9 protein-coding genes are annotated in these 14,147 nt (G+C 66.3%); all 9 read left to right on the top strand.

Annotated features, from left to right (window positions below; translation table 11 throughout):
- Positions 1–13: 13 nt before the first annotated feature.
- The 9 genes from J2728_RS06835 to J2728_RS06795 all read left to right on the top strand — a co-directional run bounded on the left by J2728_RS06835 (position 14) and on the right by J2728_RS06795 (position 14,095).
- A complete protein-coding gene (locus J2728_RS06835) occupies positions 14–922 on the top strand; it encodes an amidohydrolase family protein (protein WP_309997755.1) in 909 nt (302 codons plus the stop codon).
- A 29-nt stretch (positions 923–951) separates the two neighbouring features.
- Positions 952–1,287: an L-rhamnose mutarotase gene (gene rhaM / locus J2728_RS06830; protein ID WP_309997754.1), complete on the top strand. Its 336-nt coding sequence runs from the start codon at positions 952–954 to the stop codon at positions 1,285–1,287.
- A 4-nt stretch (positions 1,288–1,291) separates the two neighbouring features.
- The gene (locus J2728_RS06825) at positions 1,292–5,071 is read left to right on the top strand and encodes a beta-galactosidase (RefSeq protein WP_309997752.1); all 3,780 of its coding nucleotides are present in this window, start codon (positions 1,292–1,294) and stop codon (positions 5,069–5,071) included.
- A gap of 39 nt (positions 5,072–5,110) precedes the next feature.
- Positions 5,111–6,220: a beta-galactosidase BglB gene (gene bglB, locus J2728_RS06820; RefSeq protein ID WP_309997750.1), complete on the top strand. Its 1,110-nt coding sequence runs from the start codon at positions 5,111–5,113 to the stop codon at positions 6,218–6,220.
- Between the two features lie 90 nt (positions 6,221–6,310).
- Positions 6,311–7,882, top strand: a complete 1,572-nt coding sequence (locus J2728_RS06815) for an MFS transporter (protein WP_309997747.1) — start codon at positions 6,311–6,313, stop codon at positions 7,880–7,882.
- A gap of 176 nt (positions 7,883–8,058) precedes the next feature.
- On the top strand, positions 8,059–9,006 hold the full coding sequence (locus J2728_RS06810; RefSeq protein ID WP_309997746.1) for a UDP-glucuronic acid decarboxylase family protein: 948 nt from the start codon (positions 8,059–8,061) through the stop codon (positions 9,004–9,006).
- A gap of 45 nt (positions 9,007–9,051) precedes the next feature.
- Positions 9,052–11,046 (top strand): TonB-dependent receptor, encoded by a 1,995-nt coding sequence (locus J2728_RS06805; RefSeq protein ID WP_309997745.1) that lies wholly within the window; start codon positions 9,052–9,054, stop codon positions 11,044–11,046.
- 86 nt (positions 11,047–11,132) lie between these two features.
- Complete coding sequence (locus J2728_RS06800) at positions 11,133–13,556, top strand: M1 family metallopeptidase (protein ID WP_309999415.1); 2,424 nt, start codon at positions 11,133–11,135, stop codon at positions 13,554–13,556.
- Complete coding sequence (locus tag J2728_RS06795; RefSeq protein WP_309997743.1) at positions 13,553–14,095, top strand: DUF6702 family protein; 543 nt, start codon at positions 13,553–13,555, stop codon at positions 14,093–14,095. The genes J2728_RS06800 and J2728_RS06795 overlap by 4 nt, the downstream gene beginning before the upstream one ends.
- Positions 14,096–14,147 lie beyond the last annotated feature (52 nt).

Below are 14,147 nucleotides of genomic sequence, written 5' to 3'. Positions count from 1 at the left end.
GAAGGTTGGAGCCATGGCGTACACGGGCCCCATCGTCGATCCCCACATGCATCTGTGGGACCTCGATCGGCACTACTACGCCTGGCTTCAGGACACGCCGCTGCCGAACAATCCGGCCGGCGACATGTCCCCGATCGCCTACAAGTCCTATCGCCTCGACGACTATCTGGCCGACGCCAAGGGCTGGAACGTCGTCGAGGTGGTCCATGTCGAATGCGGCCTGCCGCCGAAGGACCAGCTATCGGAAACCGACTGGCTGCAATCCATCGCCGACCAGAGCGGCGTGATCGGCGGCATCGTCGCCGGGGCCAATCTCGATGATCCGGGAGTCGAGGCGATTCTGGCGGCGCACGCGGCGCGGCGGAACGTCCGAGGGATCCGCCAGATCGTCAATTGGCACCAGGACCCGGCCAAGACCTACGGCCCCACGGACAAGCTGCTCGACGCCCGTTGGCGCGAGGGCTTCGCTCTGCTGGCCAAGTACGGCCTGTCCTTCGATCTCCAGCTCTATCCCTCGCAGATGGCCGTCGCCGCCGAGTTGGCCGACGCCCATCCGGACATTCCGCTGATCATCAATCACGCCGGCATGCCCACGGACCGGGACGAGGCCGGCCTCGCCGCCTGGCGCGACGGCCTAGCGGCGCTGGCCCAGCGTCCGAACGTCAGCTGCAAGATCTCCGGTCTCGCCATGATCGATCGCGCCTGGACCGTCGAGAGCCTCAGGCCCTTCGTCCTCCAGGTCATCGAGACCTTCGGCGTCGAGCGCTGCATGTTCGCCAGCAACTTCCCGGTCGAGAAGGTTCACGGGAGCTTCGGCGGCTTCTACGCGGCCTACGACGCGATCACGGCCCGCTTCAGCGACGACGAGCGAGAGGCGCTCTTCGCCGGCTCCGCCCGGCGGATCTACCGACTGCCAAACTGACAAGAACAAGACCAAAACGGGAGGACGACATGAGCACGACCACGGAAAGCCGCCCCCTCGCCTTCCGCATGCAGCTGAAGCCGGGCGTCGCGGCCGAGTACGAGCGCCGCCATGACGAACTCTGGCCGGACCTCGCCAAAGCCCTGCGCGAAGCGGGCGTCCATGACTATTCGATCTTCCTGGACGAAGAGACCATGAGCCTCTTCGCCGTGCTGCGCCTGCGCCCCGACCACAAGAAGGACGCCCTGCCGCTACAGCCGGTGATGAAGCGCTGGTGGGCCTACATGGCCGACCTGATGGACGTGCATCCGGACAACAAGCCGGTCGAATGGCCGCTCAAGCCCGTCTTCTACTTCGAGGGTTGAGAGCATGCGCGCCCTCCCCGCCCTTGGCCTGACAGCCGCCCTGCTGGCGACCTCGGCCCCCATCCCGTCTTTTGGGGCCGAGCCCGTCCGCTACACGATGACGGCGTTCACCAACGCCAGCCAGTCGAACATGAGCGTCTACGACTCGGCGGACGGGACGCGCTTCACCCTGAAGAAACCGTTGGCCTACACGCCGCCCAAGGGGCTGATCCGCGATCCCAGCGTGATGAAGCACACCGACGGCTGGTACTACGTCGCCTACACCACCGGCTGGTCGGGCGACACGATCGGCCTAGCGCGTAGCAAGGACCTCACGGACTGGACGTTCCTGCGCGATGTGAAGATCGAGGTTCCGGGCGCCACCAACAGCTGGGCGCCGGAATGGTTCGTCGACGCCGACGGCTCGATCAGCCTGATCCTTTCAGTCTCGACCACGGGAATCGCCGGCCAGTTCCAGCCTTACCGGATCACCGCCAACGACACGTCCTTGGCCAACTGGACCGCGCCAAAGCCACTCGCGGGCCTGGGTCCAAACTTCATCGACACCTTCGTGTTGCGCGAGGGAAGCCTCTACCAGGCCTTCGCCAAGAACGAGACCAGCAAGTTCATCGAGCTTTGGACCGCGCCCTCGCTGGACGGCCCCTGGCAGCCCAAGGGGACGGGCGACTGGGCTGGCTGGGGCCGCTTCCTGGAAGGGCCGGCCATGGCCCGGACGCCCGACGGCGGCTGGCGCATCTATTTCGACGAGTACATGTCCAAGCGCTACTGGTTCTCGGACAGCAAGGACGGCTTCCGCACCTGGACGCCGAAGACCGAGCTGCCCGAGCTTTCGGGCACGGTCCGTCACTTCACCGTGCTGAAGGAGGGCGGCGACAAGGCAGTCGCGGCCAAGCCGGCGCAGGCCCACAAGATCACCTGGGACAAGTACTCGCTGATGGTCGACGGCCAGCGGCTCTTCTCGTGGGGCGGCGAGTTCCACCCCTTCCGCGTCCCGAGCCCGGACCTGTGGCGCGACATCCTCCAGAAGATGAAGGCCAGCGGCTATAACACGGTCGCGATCTATTTCGACTGGGGCTACCACTCGCCCAAGCAAGGGGTCTACGACTTCTCGGGCATCCGGGACATGGACCGCGTGCTGACCATGGCCAAGGAAGAAGGCCTCTACGTCATCACCCGCGCCGGGCCTTATGTGAACGCAGAGCTGACGCGCGGCGGCTTCCCCGGCTGGCTGGTCAACCAGCAGGCCCGCGCCCGCACCGACGCGCCGGAATACATCACGGCCGCCGACGAGTGGTTGACCCAGATCAACGCCGTCATCGCGCGCCACCAGCTGACCACCGGCCAGGGCACGGTGATCGCTCACCAGATCGAGAACGAGCTGGACGTCGTCGGCGCGCCGCAGCAGCGCTACATGAAGTGGCTGGCCGACAAAGCCAAGGCGGACGGGATCACCGTTCCGATCTTCCATAACGACAAGGGTCGCAACGGCTACTGGGTCCCCAAGGGTTCCAACGTCCCGGGGACGGTCGAGGGACCCAACGACCTCTACGCGTTCGACGGCTATCCTGGCGGGAGCTGCAAGGTCGACTCCACGCCCTCCAGCCCCGGTGTCGCGCCGGACTGGGGGATCTACGGAACCGGCGGCGCCAAGGGCGGCGCCTCGGCCAGCCCGAATACGCCGGGCTTCCTCGCGGAGTTTGGCGGCGGCTGGTTCGACTACTGGGGCAGCAACGGCGACTACGACTGCACGGCCCTTCACCGCGGCGTCGGCTATCAGCGCGTGTTCTACGGCACGAACATCGCCAACGGCCTGACCCTGCAGAGCTTCTACATGACCTATGGCGGGACCAGCTGGGGCTGGCTGCCAGCGCCGGTGGTGTTCACGTCCTACGACTACGGCTCGGCCATCGACGAGGCTCGCGGCCTGCGCGACAAGGCGCGGGTGATGAAGCAGATGGGCGACTTCATCAACGCCGTCCCCGACCTCACCCGCATGGACAAGGGCGAGGCCGTCGTTCCCTCGAACGACAAGGTCCGGGTCTATCATAACGTCAACGCCGAGACGGGCAGCCACCTCTATGTGGTGGTCCATAACCCCAGCAGCGCCACGGGCGACGAGGCTTTCACCTTCACGGTGAAGACCCGCGACGGCGAGTACGTGGTCCCTTCGCGGATCAAGGGCCAGGACAGCAAGTTGCTGATGGCCAGCTATGACCTGGGCGGCCAGCGGCTGGTCTATTCGACGTCCGAGATCCAGACGCACCTGAAGTGGAACGACGGCGATCTGGCCCTGCTATACGGCCGCGCTGGCGAGGCTGGCGAGACGGTGCTGCGCTACGCGAGCGCCCCGAAGGTCGAGATCATTGAGGGCGACGTGGCGTCGAGCTTCGACGCGGTCAAGGGCGACCTGAAGCTGACCTACGCGCACAAGGGCTTGGCCCGCGTCCGGATCACCGGCGGCGGCCGTCCTCCCCTCACCCTGCTGTTGGCCGACGCCGAGACCGGCCAGACCTTCTGGCGACGTGACGACGTGCTGCTGCGCGGCCCAGGCCTGGTGCGCGGCGCTCCCGTCAAGGGCGGCGTGCTCAGCCTGACCGGCGACACCGAGGCCGACAGTCCGCTGGAAGTCTTCGCGCCCAAGGCCGCGACCGCCCTTCACTGGAACGGCGCCAAGGTCGTGGCCAAAGCCACCGCGTCGGGCAGCCTGCTAGCCGACAAGCCGCTGGCCGGCCCGGCGGCGATCACCCTGCCCGATCTGGCCAAACTCGATTGGAAGACCGCCACCGGCTCGCCCGAGGCCGATCCCAAGTTCGACGACAGCGCCTGGATGAAAACCGAAGGCCGGCGCAGCGCGTCAACCGTGCGCGGCCCGACCGGCCAGCCAGCGCTCGACATGAGCACCTACGGCTTCCACAACGGCGACGTCTGGTATCGCGGCCGCTATCAGGGCCGCGCCGACATCGACACCCTGACCTTGCACTACGGCGCCGGCGGCGCGGGGATGCTTCAGGTCTGGCTGGACGGTAAGTTCCTGGGCCAGCACGAGCTGGACGGCGGCCTTCCGCGTCCGATCACGACCGGCGTCGCGACCTTCCAGATTCCCGCCGAGCTGCGCGGGACAGGCGAGCACGTGCTCTCTGTCATGGTCCGTAACAACGGCCACAACTGGGATCTCGACGCCGACGACTTCCACAAGGAGGCGCGCGGCCTGGTCTCGGCCTCGCTGTCGGGCCCAGGAACCTACAGCTTCGCGGTCCCGATCGCCTGGAAGATCCAGGGGAACAAGGGCGGCGAGGACATCGTCGATCCCGTGCGCGGCTCGCTCAACAATGGCGGCCAGTACGGCGAGCGCCAGGGCTGGCACCTGCCGGGTTTCCCAGATACGGCCTGGGCCAAGGCCGACATGGCCGCCACCCAGCCCTACGCCGGCACGACCTGGTATCGGACGAGCTTCGACCTCGCCTTGCCCAAGGATCACGACGTGAGCTTGGGCCTGACCATCGGCGATCCGGACAAGCCGCGCTCGCCGAACAAGCGCTATCGCGTGCTGATTTTCGTCAACGGCTGGAACATGGGGCAGTTCATCGCCCATGTCGGCCCGCAACGGACCTTCGTGCTGCCGACCGGCATCATCGATCCGCGCGGCAAGAACACCATCGCCCTGGCCGTGACCAGCGACGGCGCGCCCGGCGACGCGCTGGAATCCGTCAAGCTCGTCAACCTGCGCACGGTGCGCGGCGGTGTCCCCGTCGCCCGCGTCCCGGCGCCCGACTTCAAACCCTAAAGACCGGCGCTCCCCCGCCGACTGATACTGGAGACACCCGTGCCCAATCTCGCCCACGGCCTCGAGGCCAAGGACATCAAGGCCAAGATCGCCGCCCTGATCAGCAACTTGGTCGACATCACCGACGAGACCGGCGAATTCCTGCTGCGCCTCGACGACGGCCGGGTGATCGACACCAAGGGCTGGAACGACTGGGAATGGACCCACGGCGTCGGCCTCTACGGCCTGTGGAAGCAGTACGAGATGCACGGCGACGAACGCGCCTTCGACATCATGACCCAGTGGTTCGCCGACCGCTTCGAGGCCGGCACCCCGACCAAGAACATCAACACGGTCTCGCCGTTCCTGACCCTGGCCCATCTGTACGAGGCCACCGGCGACCACACCTACATCCCCTATCTCGAGACCTGGGCCGACTACGTCATGTACGAGGGCCCGCGCACCGAGGAAGGCGGCTTCCAGCACATCGTCTTCAACAGCGAGAACCCCCAGCAGCTTTGGGACGACACGCTGATGATGAGCGTGCTGCCGCTGGCCAAGATCGGCCTCTTGCTCGACCGCCCCGACTTCGTCGAGGAGGCCAAGCGCCAGTTCATGGTCCACATCAAGTACCTGGCCGACCGCAAGACCGGCCTGTGGTTCCACGGCTGGACGTTCCTGGGCCGCCACAACTTCGCCGACGCCCTTTGGGCGCGCGGGAACTGCTGGGTGACGATCGCGATCCCCGAGTTCATCGAGCTGCTCGACCTGAAGCCGGGCGATGGCCTGCGCGCCTTCCTGATCGACGCGCTGGAAGCTCAGATCAAGGCGCTGACGCAGTTCCAGGACCAGGAGACGGGCCTGTGGCACACGATCATCAACGACAAGACCTCGTACCTGGAGGCCTCGGCCACGGCGGGTTTCGCCTACGGCATCCTGAAGGCCGTGCGTAAGCGCTACATCGGCAAGGAATACGAGACCGTCGCCATCCGCGCGATCAAGGGCGTGCTGGCCAATATCGACGACAAGGGCGAGTTGCAGCAGGTCTCGTTCGGCACCCCGGTGTTCGACACGATCCAGGGCTACAAGGACATCCCGCTGACCTCGATGCCCTACGGCCAGTCGCTGGCCATGCTGGCGCTGGGCGAGTTCCAGCGCGCCTTCATCTAGGCCCCACAAGCCTTTGTATCGATTACCGGTCCGGCCCTCGCGGTCGGACCGGATGGGGCGGTAAGACCCCGGAACCGGGAACGGAAGCACATGGCCAGTTCGGACGCGCGCAAGCCCACTTGGATCAACTACTGGGGCTGGGGTTCGGGCGACATGCTCGGCGCTGGCGCCCAGGCGGTGATCACCGGCTGGCTGGCCTATTTCTTCATCACATTCTGCGGGCTCTCGCCGGTCGAGACGGGTCTGATCCTGGGCCTGCCGCGCCTGCTGGAAGCGATCACGTGTCCGCTGATCGGCTACATCTCCGACAACCTGCGTCACACCTGGGTGGGGCGGAAGATCGGGCGGCGGAAGATCTTCCTGATCCTGACCATCCCGCTGCTGCCGGCCTTCGCCCTGATCTTCGTGACGGGCCAGACCTTCGCCTACTACCTGACGACCTTCATCTTCTTCGAGTTCGTCTACACGATGTTCCTGATCCCGTGGGAGACCCTCGCGGCGGAGATGACCAAGGACTACAAGGAGAAGGCCAAGTTCGCCGGCGCGCGCATGCTGGTGGCCCAGAGCTCGGCGATCCTGGCCTCGTACCTGCCGACCCTGATCATCAACCACTTCGGCGGCAAGGACTCGCCCAACACCTTCCTGATCATGGCCGCGATCTTCGGCGTGCTGTTCAGCCTGGTCGTGACCCTGGTGATCCTGCTGTCGTGGGAGCGCCCCTACACCGAGGACGAGAAGCTGATCCGCCCCGAACCGATGGACTGGGGCAAGGCGGCGCTGATCCCGGTCAACATGTTCCGCGACCTGTTCTCGACCCTGAAGATCAAGGCCTTCCGCCAGCACCTGTCGCTGTATCTGGGCGGCTATATCAGCCAGGACATCTTCAACACCGCCTTCCCGCTGTTCGTGGCGACGGTGATGGTCGGCTCGACGCTGATCATCTCGCAGCTGATGACGACCATGTACGTGGCGCAGCTGATCTCGGTGATGATCGCCATCCGGGTCATCATCCGCACCGGCCCGGTGGTCGCCTACCGCATGGCCATCACCAGCGTCGGCGCGGCCCTGCTGCTGTTCCTGGCCTTTTACCTGATCCGTCCGGCGGGCTTTGCCGAAGGCGTCGCGGCGCTGAACGGCAACATCTTCAATCTGGCTTCGAGCCCGGCGGTGCTGTTCTGGCTGTTCGTCCCGATCATCCTGGCGGGCCTGGGCCGCGGCACGCTGAACTTCGTGCCTTGGGGCGTCTACAACTACCTGCCCGATGTGGACGAGGCGGTCACCGGCCAGCGTCGCGAAGGCATCTTCGCCGGCGTCATGACCCTGACCCGCAAGGTCGCCCAATCCGGCGCGATCCTGCTGACCACCAGCCTGATCGGCCTGGGCGGCTTCGTCTCGGCCCCCAAGGGCCAGCCGCTCGCCCAGCAGACGCCGGAAGCTATCCAGGCTCTGGTGCTGGTCATGGTCGGCGGGCCGCTGCTGGTGATGATCGCTGGCATGCTCATCTCCTGGCGCTTCCGCCTGAACGCCCGCACGCACGAGGTTCTGGTCCACGAGGTCGAGCGCCTGCGCGCGGGCGCGACCGAGGCCGAGAGTCCCGAGTCCAAGCGGATCGTCGAGGACCTGACCGGCTGGAAATGGGAACGGCTCTGGGGGCGCGGCTAGCGGACTGGAGTTCAGCCGTTCGACCGCTCCGCCGGCGCATCAGCGACATCCTTCACCAGGCCGAAATGACCAACGTCACCTTGTCACGGCTCCTCGCGAAACCCGAACTTGGAGACGCGACCCGCGGCGCGTTACAACCAGAATCGACTTGAGTCCCTGGGGAGACCGATCGCGCGATGCATACGCAGAGAATTCTCGTGACCGGGGGCGCGGGTTTTGTCGGATCGCATCTGTGCGACCGGCTGCTCGAAAGCGGCGCCGAGGTGCTCTGCGTCGACAACTACTACACCGGGTCGCGCCTGAACGTGGCCCAGAACCTGTCGAACCCGCGCTTCGAGCTGCTGCGTCACGACGTGACCATGCCGCTCTATGTCGAGGTCGATCAGATCTACAATCTGGCCTGTCCGGCCAGCCCGGTGCACTACCAGTTCGACCCCGTGCAGACGACCAAGACCAGCGTCCACGGCGCGATCAACATGCTTGGCCTGGCCAAGCGGGTGAAGGCCAAGATCCTGCAGGCCTCGACCTCCGAAGTGTACGGCGACCCCACCATCCACCCCCAGGTCGAGAGCTATTGGGGCAACGTCAATCCGATCGGCATCCGCTCCTGCTACGACGAGGGTAAGCGCTGCGCCGAGACCCTGTTCTTCGACTACTGGCGCCAGCACAAGCTACGCATCAAGGTCGCGCGGATCTTCAACACCTATGGTCCACGCATGCACCCCAACGATGGGCGGGTGGTGTCGAACTTCATCGTTCAGGCCCTGAAGGGCGAGGACATCACGCTGTATGGCGACGGAACCCAGACGCGCTCGTTCTGCTATGTCGATGACCTCGTCGAAGGCCTGATCCGGCTGATGAACACCGGTGACGAAATGACCGGCCCGATCAATCTGGGCAATCCGGTCGAGTTCACGATGAAGCAACTGGCTGAACTGGTGCTGGAACTGACAGGCAGTCCATCGGAGATCGTTCACCGTCCCCTGCCCTCCGACGACCCGCGGCAGCGGCAGCCCGACATCACGCTGGCCAAGCGGCATCTGGACTGGACGCCGACCGCGCCGCTCAAGGTCGGGCTGATGAAGACCATCGAGTACTTCGATGGCCTGCTGAAAGCGGCGTGACGCGACCATCTTGCTCCCATCGGGGCTCGCCGGTAACAGCCGGCCATGGCGCGTAACATTTCCCTGCTGGCCCTCGTGCTAGCCACCCTCCCCGCTTTCGCTGAAGCCCAGGAGGTCGAGGCGATCTCGGTCTGGGGCCGGCGGGCCAACGACCTTGGCCGCGCGACTTCGGCCAGCGAGGGGCGCATCGCCTACGCGGACTTCGCCGTCCGTCCCCTGCTCCGGCCCGGCGAGCTGATCGAGGCGGTGCCAGGTCTGGCCGCGACCCAGCATTCCGGCGCGGGCAAGGCCAACCAATACTTCCTGCGCGGTTTCAACCTGGACCACGGCACGGATTTGGCCGCCTCGCTGGACGGCGTGCCGCTGAACCTGCCTTCACACGGTCATGGCCAAGGCTATCTGGACCTGAACCTGCTGACGCCCGAGTTCGTCCACGACATCGGCTTCAAGAAAGGCCCCTACTCGGCCGAGAACGGCGACTTCGCCACCGCTGGCGCGGTCGCCTTCGAGACCGCCGACCACCTGCATGGCGACGGGCTCCAGGCCTGGGCGGGCGAGAACGACTACTATCGCGCGGTCGGCTCGAAGGCGCTGACCGACAACCTGCTGGTGGCCGCCGACCTTTCGACCACGCGCGGCGCGTGGTCGAACCCCGAAGACCTCCGGAAGATCAATATCCTGAGCCGCGCGCTTGTCGGTGGCTGGTCGATCACCGCCCTCGCCTACGACGCCAAGTGGGACGCCACCGACCAGATTCCGCGCCGCGCGGTCGAGGCCGGCGCTCTGGGCCGGCTCGACGCCGTCGACACGACCGACGGCGGAAACACCTCGCGTTACATGCTGTCGGCCCGCCGCCGCGACCTGCTGAGGGGCCTGGACGCCGTCGTCTACGTCCAGCGTTACACGCTCGATCTCTACTCGAACTTCACCTACTTCCTGGACGATCCGGTGAACGGCGACCAGTTCGAGCAGGTTGACCGCCGCTGGGTCTATGGCGGTTCGCTGATCAAGCGATGGAGCCTGGGCGACGGCTGGAACGCCCGCACGGGCGTCTCGGCCCGCGTGGACGACATCGGCAAGGTTGGTCTCTACCGCACCACCGCCCGCGCCCGGCGCGCGACGGTTCGCCAGGACGCGCTGACGGAATGGTCGACGGCCCTGTGGGGCGAGGCTTCCAGACGCTTTGGCAAGGTGGACGCCACCTTCGGCCTGCGCGCCGACGCCATGGGCGCGGACGTCGACGCCGGCGATCCTCGCAACGCCGGAACGGTCAGCGACCTCCAGCTCAGCCCCAAGCTGGCCCTGGCCTGGCGCGTCTCCAAGTCCTTCGAGCTCTATGCGGACGCGGGACGAGGCTTCCACTCCAACGACGCGCGCGGCGCGGTGATCACGGTCGATCCGGTCACCGGCGATCCCGCCGAACGCGCCCCGCTGCTGTCGCCCACCGACGGCGCGGAGCTGGGCCTACGCTGGCGGCGCGGCGACCTGACGCTGACCGCCGCCGCCTGGGCGCTGCGAGTGGACTCGGAGCTCGTCTATGTCGGCGACGCCGGGTTCACCGAGGCCAGCGGCGCGACGCGCCGACGAGGCGTGGAGCTGCTGGCCGACTGGCGGCCAACGTCCAGCCTCGGCCTGACAGGTTCGTACGCCGCCACCCACGCCCGCTTCGCCGGCGATCCGCCGGACGGCGACCGCATTCCGAACGCGGTGAGCTCGGTGCTAAGCGCGGGCGCCAACTGGACACCGATCAAGGGCTCGACCCTGTCGCTGACCTATCGCCGCCTGGGCGGCGCGCCGCTGATCGAGGACAATTCGGTCCGCTCGCGCCCCACCAGCCTGGTCAACGCCCTGTTCGTCCAGGACCTGGGCCGCGCCAGCCTGATGGTGGAGGTGCTGAACCTGACCAACAGCAAGCGCGACGACATCGCCTACCTGTATGCGTCGAGGCTGCCCGGCGAGCCGGCCGAGGGCGTCGAGGATGTCCATTTCCATCCCGTGGAGCCGCGGACCGCACGCGCCGGGATCAAGATCAGTTTCTGACGCTCCCGGACGGAAAAAAGGGATGATTTCCCCCTCGGCCATGGTCAAGGTGCCGGCGGGGTTCATCAGGGTTCTGAATTGAGGGGCTGAGCTTGTCCAAGGGTTCCATTCGCTACGCCGTGGCCGGCGTCATCGCGGCCGCGTTGTCCGCTTCCGTTGCTCACGCCGACGCCATCAAGCAGACCAAGGCGCCGTTCGAGGACAAGTTCCGGCAGCTAGAAGGCGAGGACTGGCCCACCCCGACCGATTACCGCAACGCCTCGGGCGCGCCGGGCTATCGCTACTGGCAACAGAAGGTCGACTACGACGTCGCCGTGCGCCTGAACGAAGACACCAAGACCCTGACCGGCCGCGAGACGATCAACTATCGCAACAACTCGCCGGACAGCCTGCCCTATCTGTGGCTGCTGCTGGAACAGGACGCCAAGCGCAATTCGATCGCCGAGATGACCGATACCGTCTCGGGCGACAGCGTCAGCCTGAACGAGATCCGCCGCATCCAGCGCTTCAAGGAGTGGGAAGGCGGCTTCACGATCAAGTCGGTGAAGGACGCCTCGGGCCGTCCGCTGAAGTTCACCGTGGTCGACACGCTGCTGCGCGTCGACCTGCCCCAGTCGGTCAAGGCCAACGGCGGCGAAACCAAGATCGTGATCGAATGGACGCTGCCGCTGATCGAGAACAAGATCGTCGGTGGTCGCAGCGGCTATGAGTGCTTCACCGGCAAGGACGAGGACGGCAACTGCATCTACGAGGCCGCCCAGTGGTTCCCGCGCCTGGCCGTCTATTCGGACTATGAAGGCTGGCACAACAAGGCGTTCCTCGGCTCGGGCGAGTTCACGCTGGAGTTCGGCGACTACCGCGTCGCCCTGACGGTGCCATCGGACCACGTGGTCTCGGCCACCGGCGTGCTGCAGAACCCGGCCGCGGTGCTCTCGCCGGCCCAGCGCGACCGCCTGGCCAAGGCCCGTACGGCCAGCGAGCCAGTCTATGTCGTGACGCCCGAGGAGGCCGTGGCCGCCGAGAAGGGCAAGGCCACGACCGAGAAGACCTGGGTCTTCCAGGCCAGCAACGTCCGTGATTTCGGCTGGGCCAGCTCGCGCAAGTTTGTCTGGGACGCCTTGGGCGTGAAGCAGGAAGACCCCAAGGCCGAGCACCCGGTGGTGATGGCCATGTCGTTCTTCCCCAAGGAAGCCCGGCCGCTTTGGGACGCCTATTCGACCAAGTCGATCGCCCACACGCTGAAGGTCTATTCGGACTTCACCTTCGCCTATCCCTACCCCGTGGCCCAGTCGGTCAACGGTCCGGTCGGCGGCATGGAATATCCGATGATCAGCTTCAACGGCCCCCGGCCGGTGAAGGACAAGAAGACCGGCAAGCTGACCTATACCGACCGCGCCAAGTACGGCCTGATCGGCGTTGTGATCCACGAGGTGGGCCACAACTACTTCCCGATGATCGTCAATTCCGACGAGCGTCAGTGGACCTGGATGGACGAGGGCCTGAACAGCTTCCTGCAGTTCCAGGCCGAGAAGCAATGGGACAAGAAGTTCCCCTCGCGTCGAGGCGAGCCCAAGAACATCGTCGAGTACATGGTCAGCCAGGACCAGGTGCCGCTGATGACCCAGTCGGACTCGGTGATTCAGTTCGGCCCGAACGGCTATGGCAAACCCGCGACGGCGCTGGTCGTGCTGCGCGAGACGGTCATGGGCCGCGAGCTGTTCGACCGCGCCTTCAAGGAATATTCGAACCGCTGGCGCTTCAAGCACCCGACGCCGTATGACTTCTTCCGCACCATGGAAGAGTCGTCGGGCGTCGACCTCGATTGGTTCTGGCGCGGCTGGTTCTACTCGACCGATCACGTCGACATCGCGCTGGACAAGATCGTCCAAGGCCGCGTCGACAGCGGCGATCCGGACGCCGAGGCCGCCGTGCGCAAGGCCGAACGCGCCAAGGAGCCGGAATCGCTGACCGCCAGCCGCAACACCGGCAAGACGGTCGTCGAACTGGATCCGAAGACCCGCGACTTCTACGACCAGACCGACGAGTTCACCGTCTTCGACAGCGCCCGCAAGAAGGCCAAGTCGTCGCGCGAGGACCTGACCCCCGAGGAACAGGCCGCGCAGAACTTCAAGGACAACCTCTACCGCTTCACCTTCCGCAATGTCGGCGGCCTGGTCATGCCGGTGATCCTGAAAATGGACTTCGCCGACGGCACGTCCGAGACCGTCCGCATCCCGGCCGAGATCTGGCGGCGGAATTCCAAGCAAGTGACCTGGCAGTACGCCTCGGCCAAGCAACTGAAGGGCGCCGAGCTCGACCCGCTATGGGAGACCGCCGACGCCGATCGCGGTAACAACGTCTACGAAGGCGCGATCGTCCCAACCACCCTCAAGATCTCCAAGCCGCCGGAAGCCGGCAACCGGATGAAGGACGCCGATCTGGAAGTCGGTCGCGACAGCCTGGCCACTCGTCCCAGCGGCGACGCCAAGAAGGGCGAAGGCGCCAAGTGATCCCACGCGCGGCCGTCCTGCTGGCGGCGGCGGGGCTCGCCCTCGCCGCGTCTCCGGCGGCCGCGCACCGCGGCCACGGCGCCTTGAGCGTCGTGGAGATCGACGCCAAGACCGGCGCGGTGACGGTCAGCCACCGCGTTCCCGCGCACGACGCCGAGCCGGCCCTGGCGGTCATCGCGCCGAACGCCCAGGCCAGCCTGGACGACCCCGAAGCGGTCGAGACGCTGAAGCGCTACATGGCCCAGCGCTTCAGCGTCTCCGTGGCCGGCCGGCCCGTGCCGCTCACGCTCAAGGACATGACCCTGGGCGCCGACGAGGTCCGCTTCGAGTACGCGGGGCAAGCCTCGCCGGCCGATGTCTCGACCGCCGTCACGGTGCGCGCGCCCATGTTCGCTGACGTCTATGGCGACCAGGTCAATCAGGTGAATATCCGCCGCCTGGGCGTGACCCGCACTCTGATCTTCAGCGCGTCCGACGCCGGCGATCCGCAGACGGTGGAAGCCCTGGCGAGTTCCTCGCGGGAAGCCGCTTCGCCCTGACGCCGCGGCAACCTGTCCTATGGCCTTTGGCGCGCTGTCGGCCTTTTGCATA

Origin of the sequence: Caulobacter segnis, assembly GCF_031454995.1 — a bacterium.
In the GTDB taxonomy this organism is placed as follows: domain Bacteria; phylum Pseudomonadota; class Alphaproteobacteria; order Caulobacterales; family Caulobacteraceae; genus Caulobacter; species Caulobacter segnis_E.
Note: the sequence above shows the minus strand (reverse complement) of the source record. Positions and strands in the feature narration are given on the sequence as shown.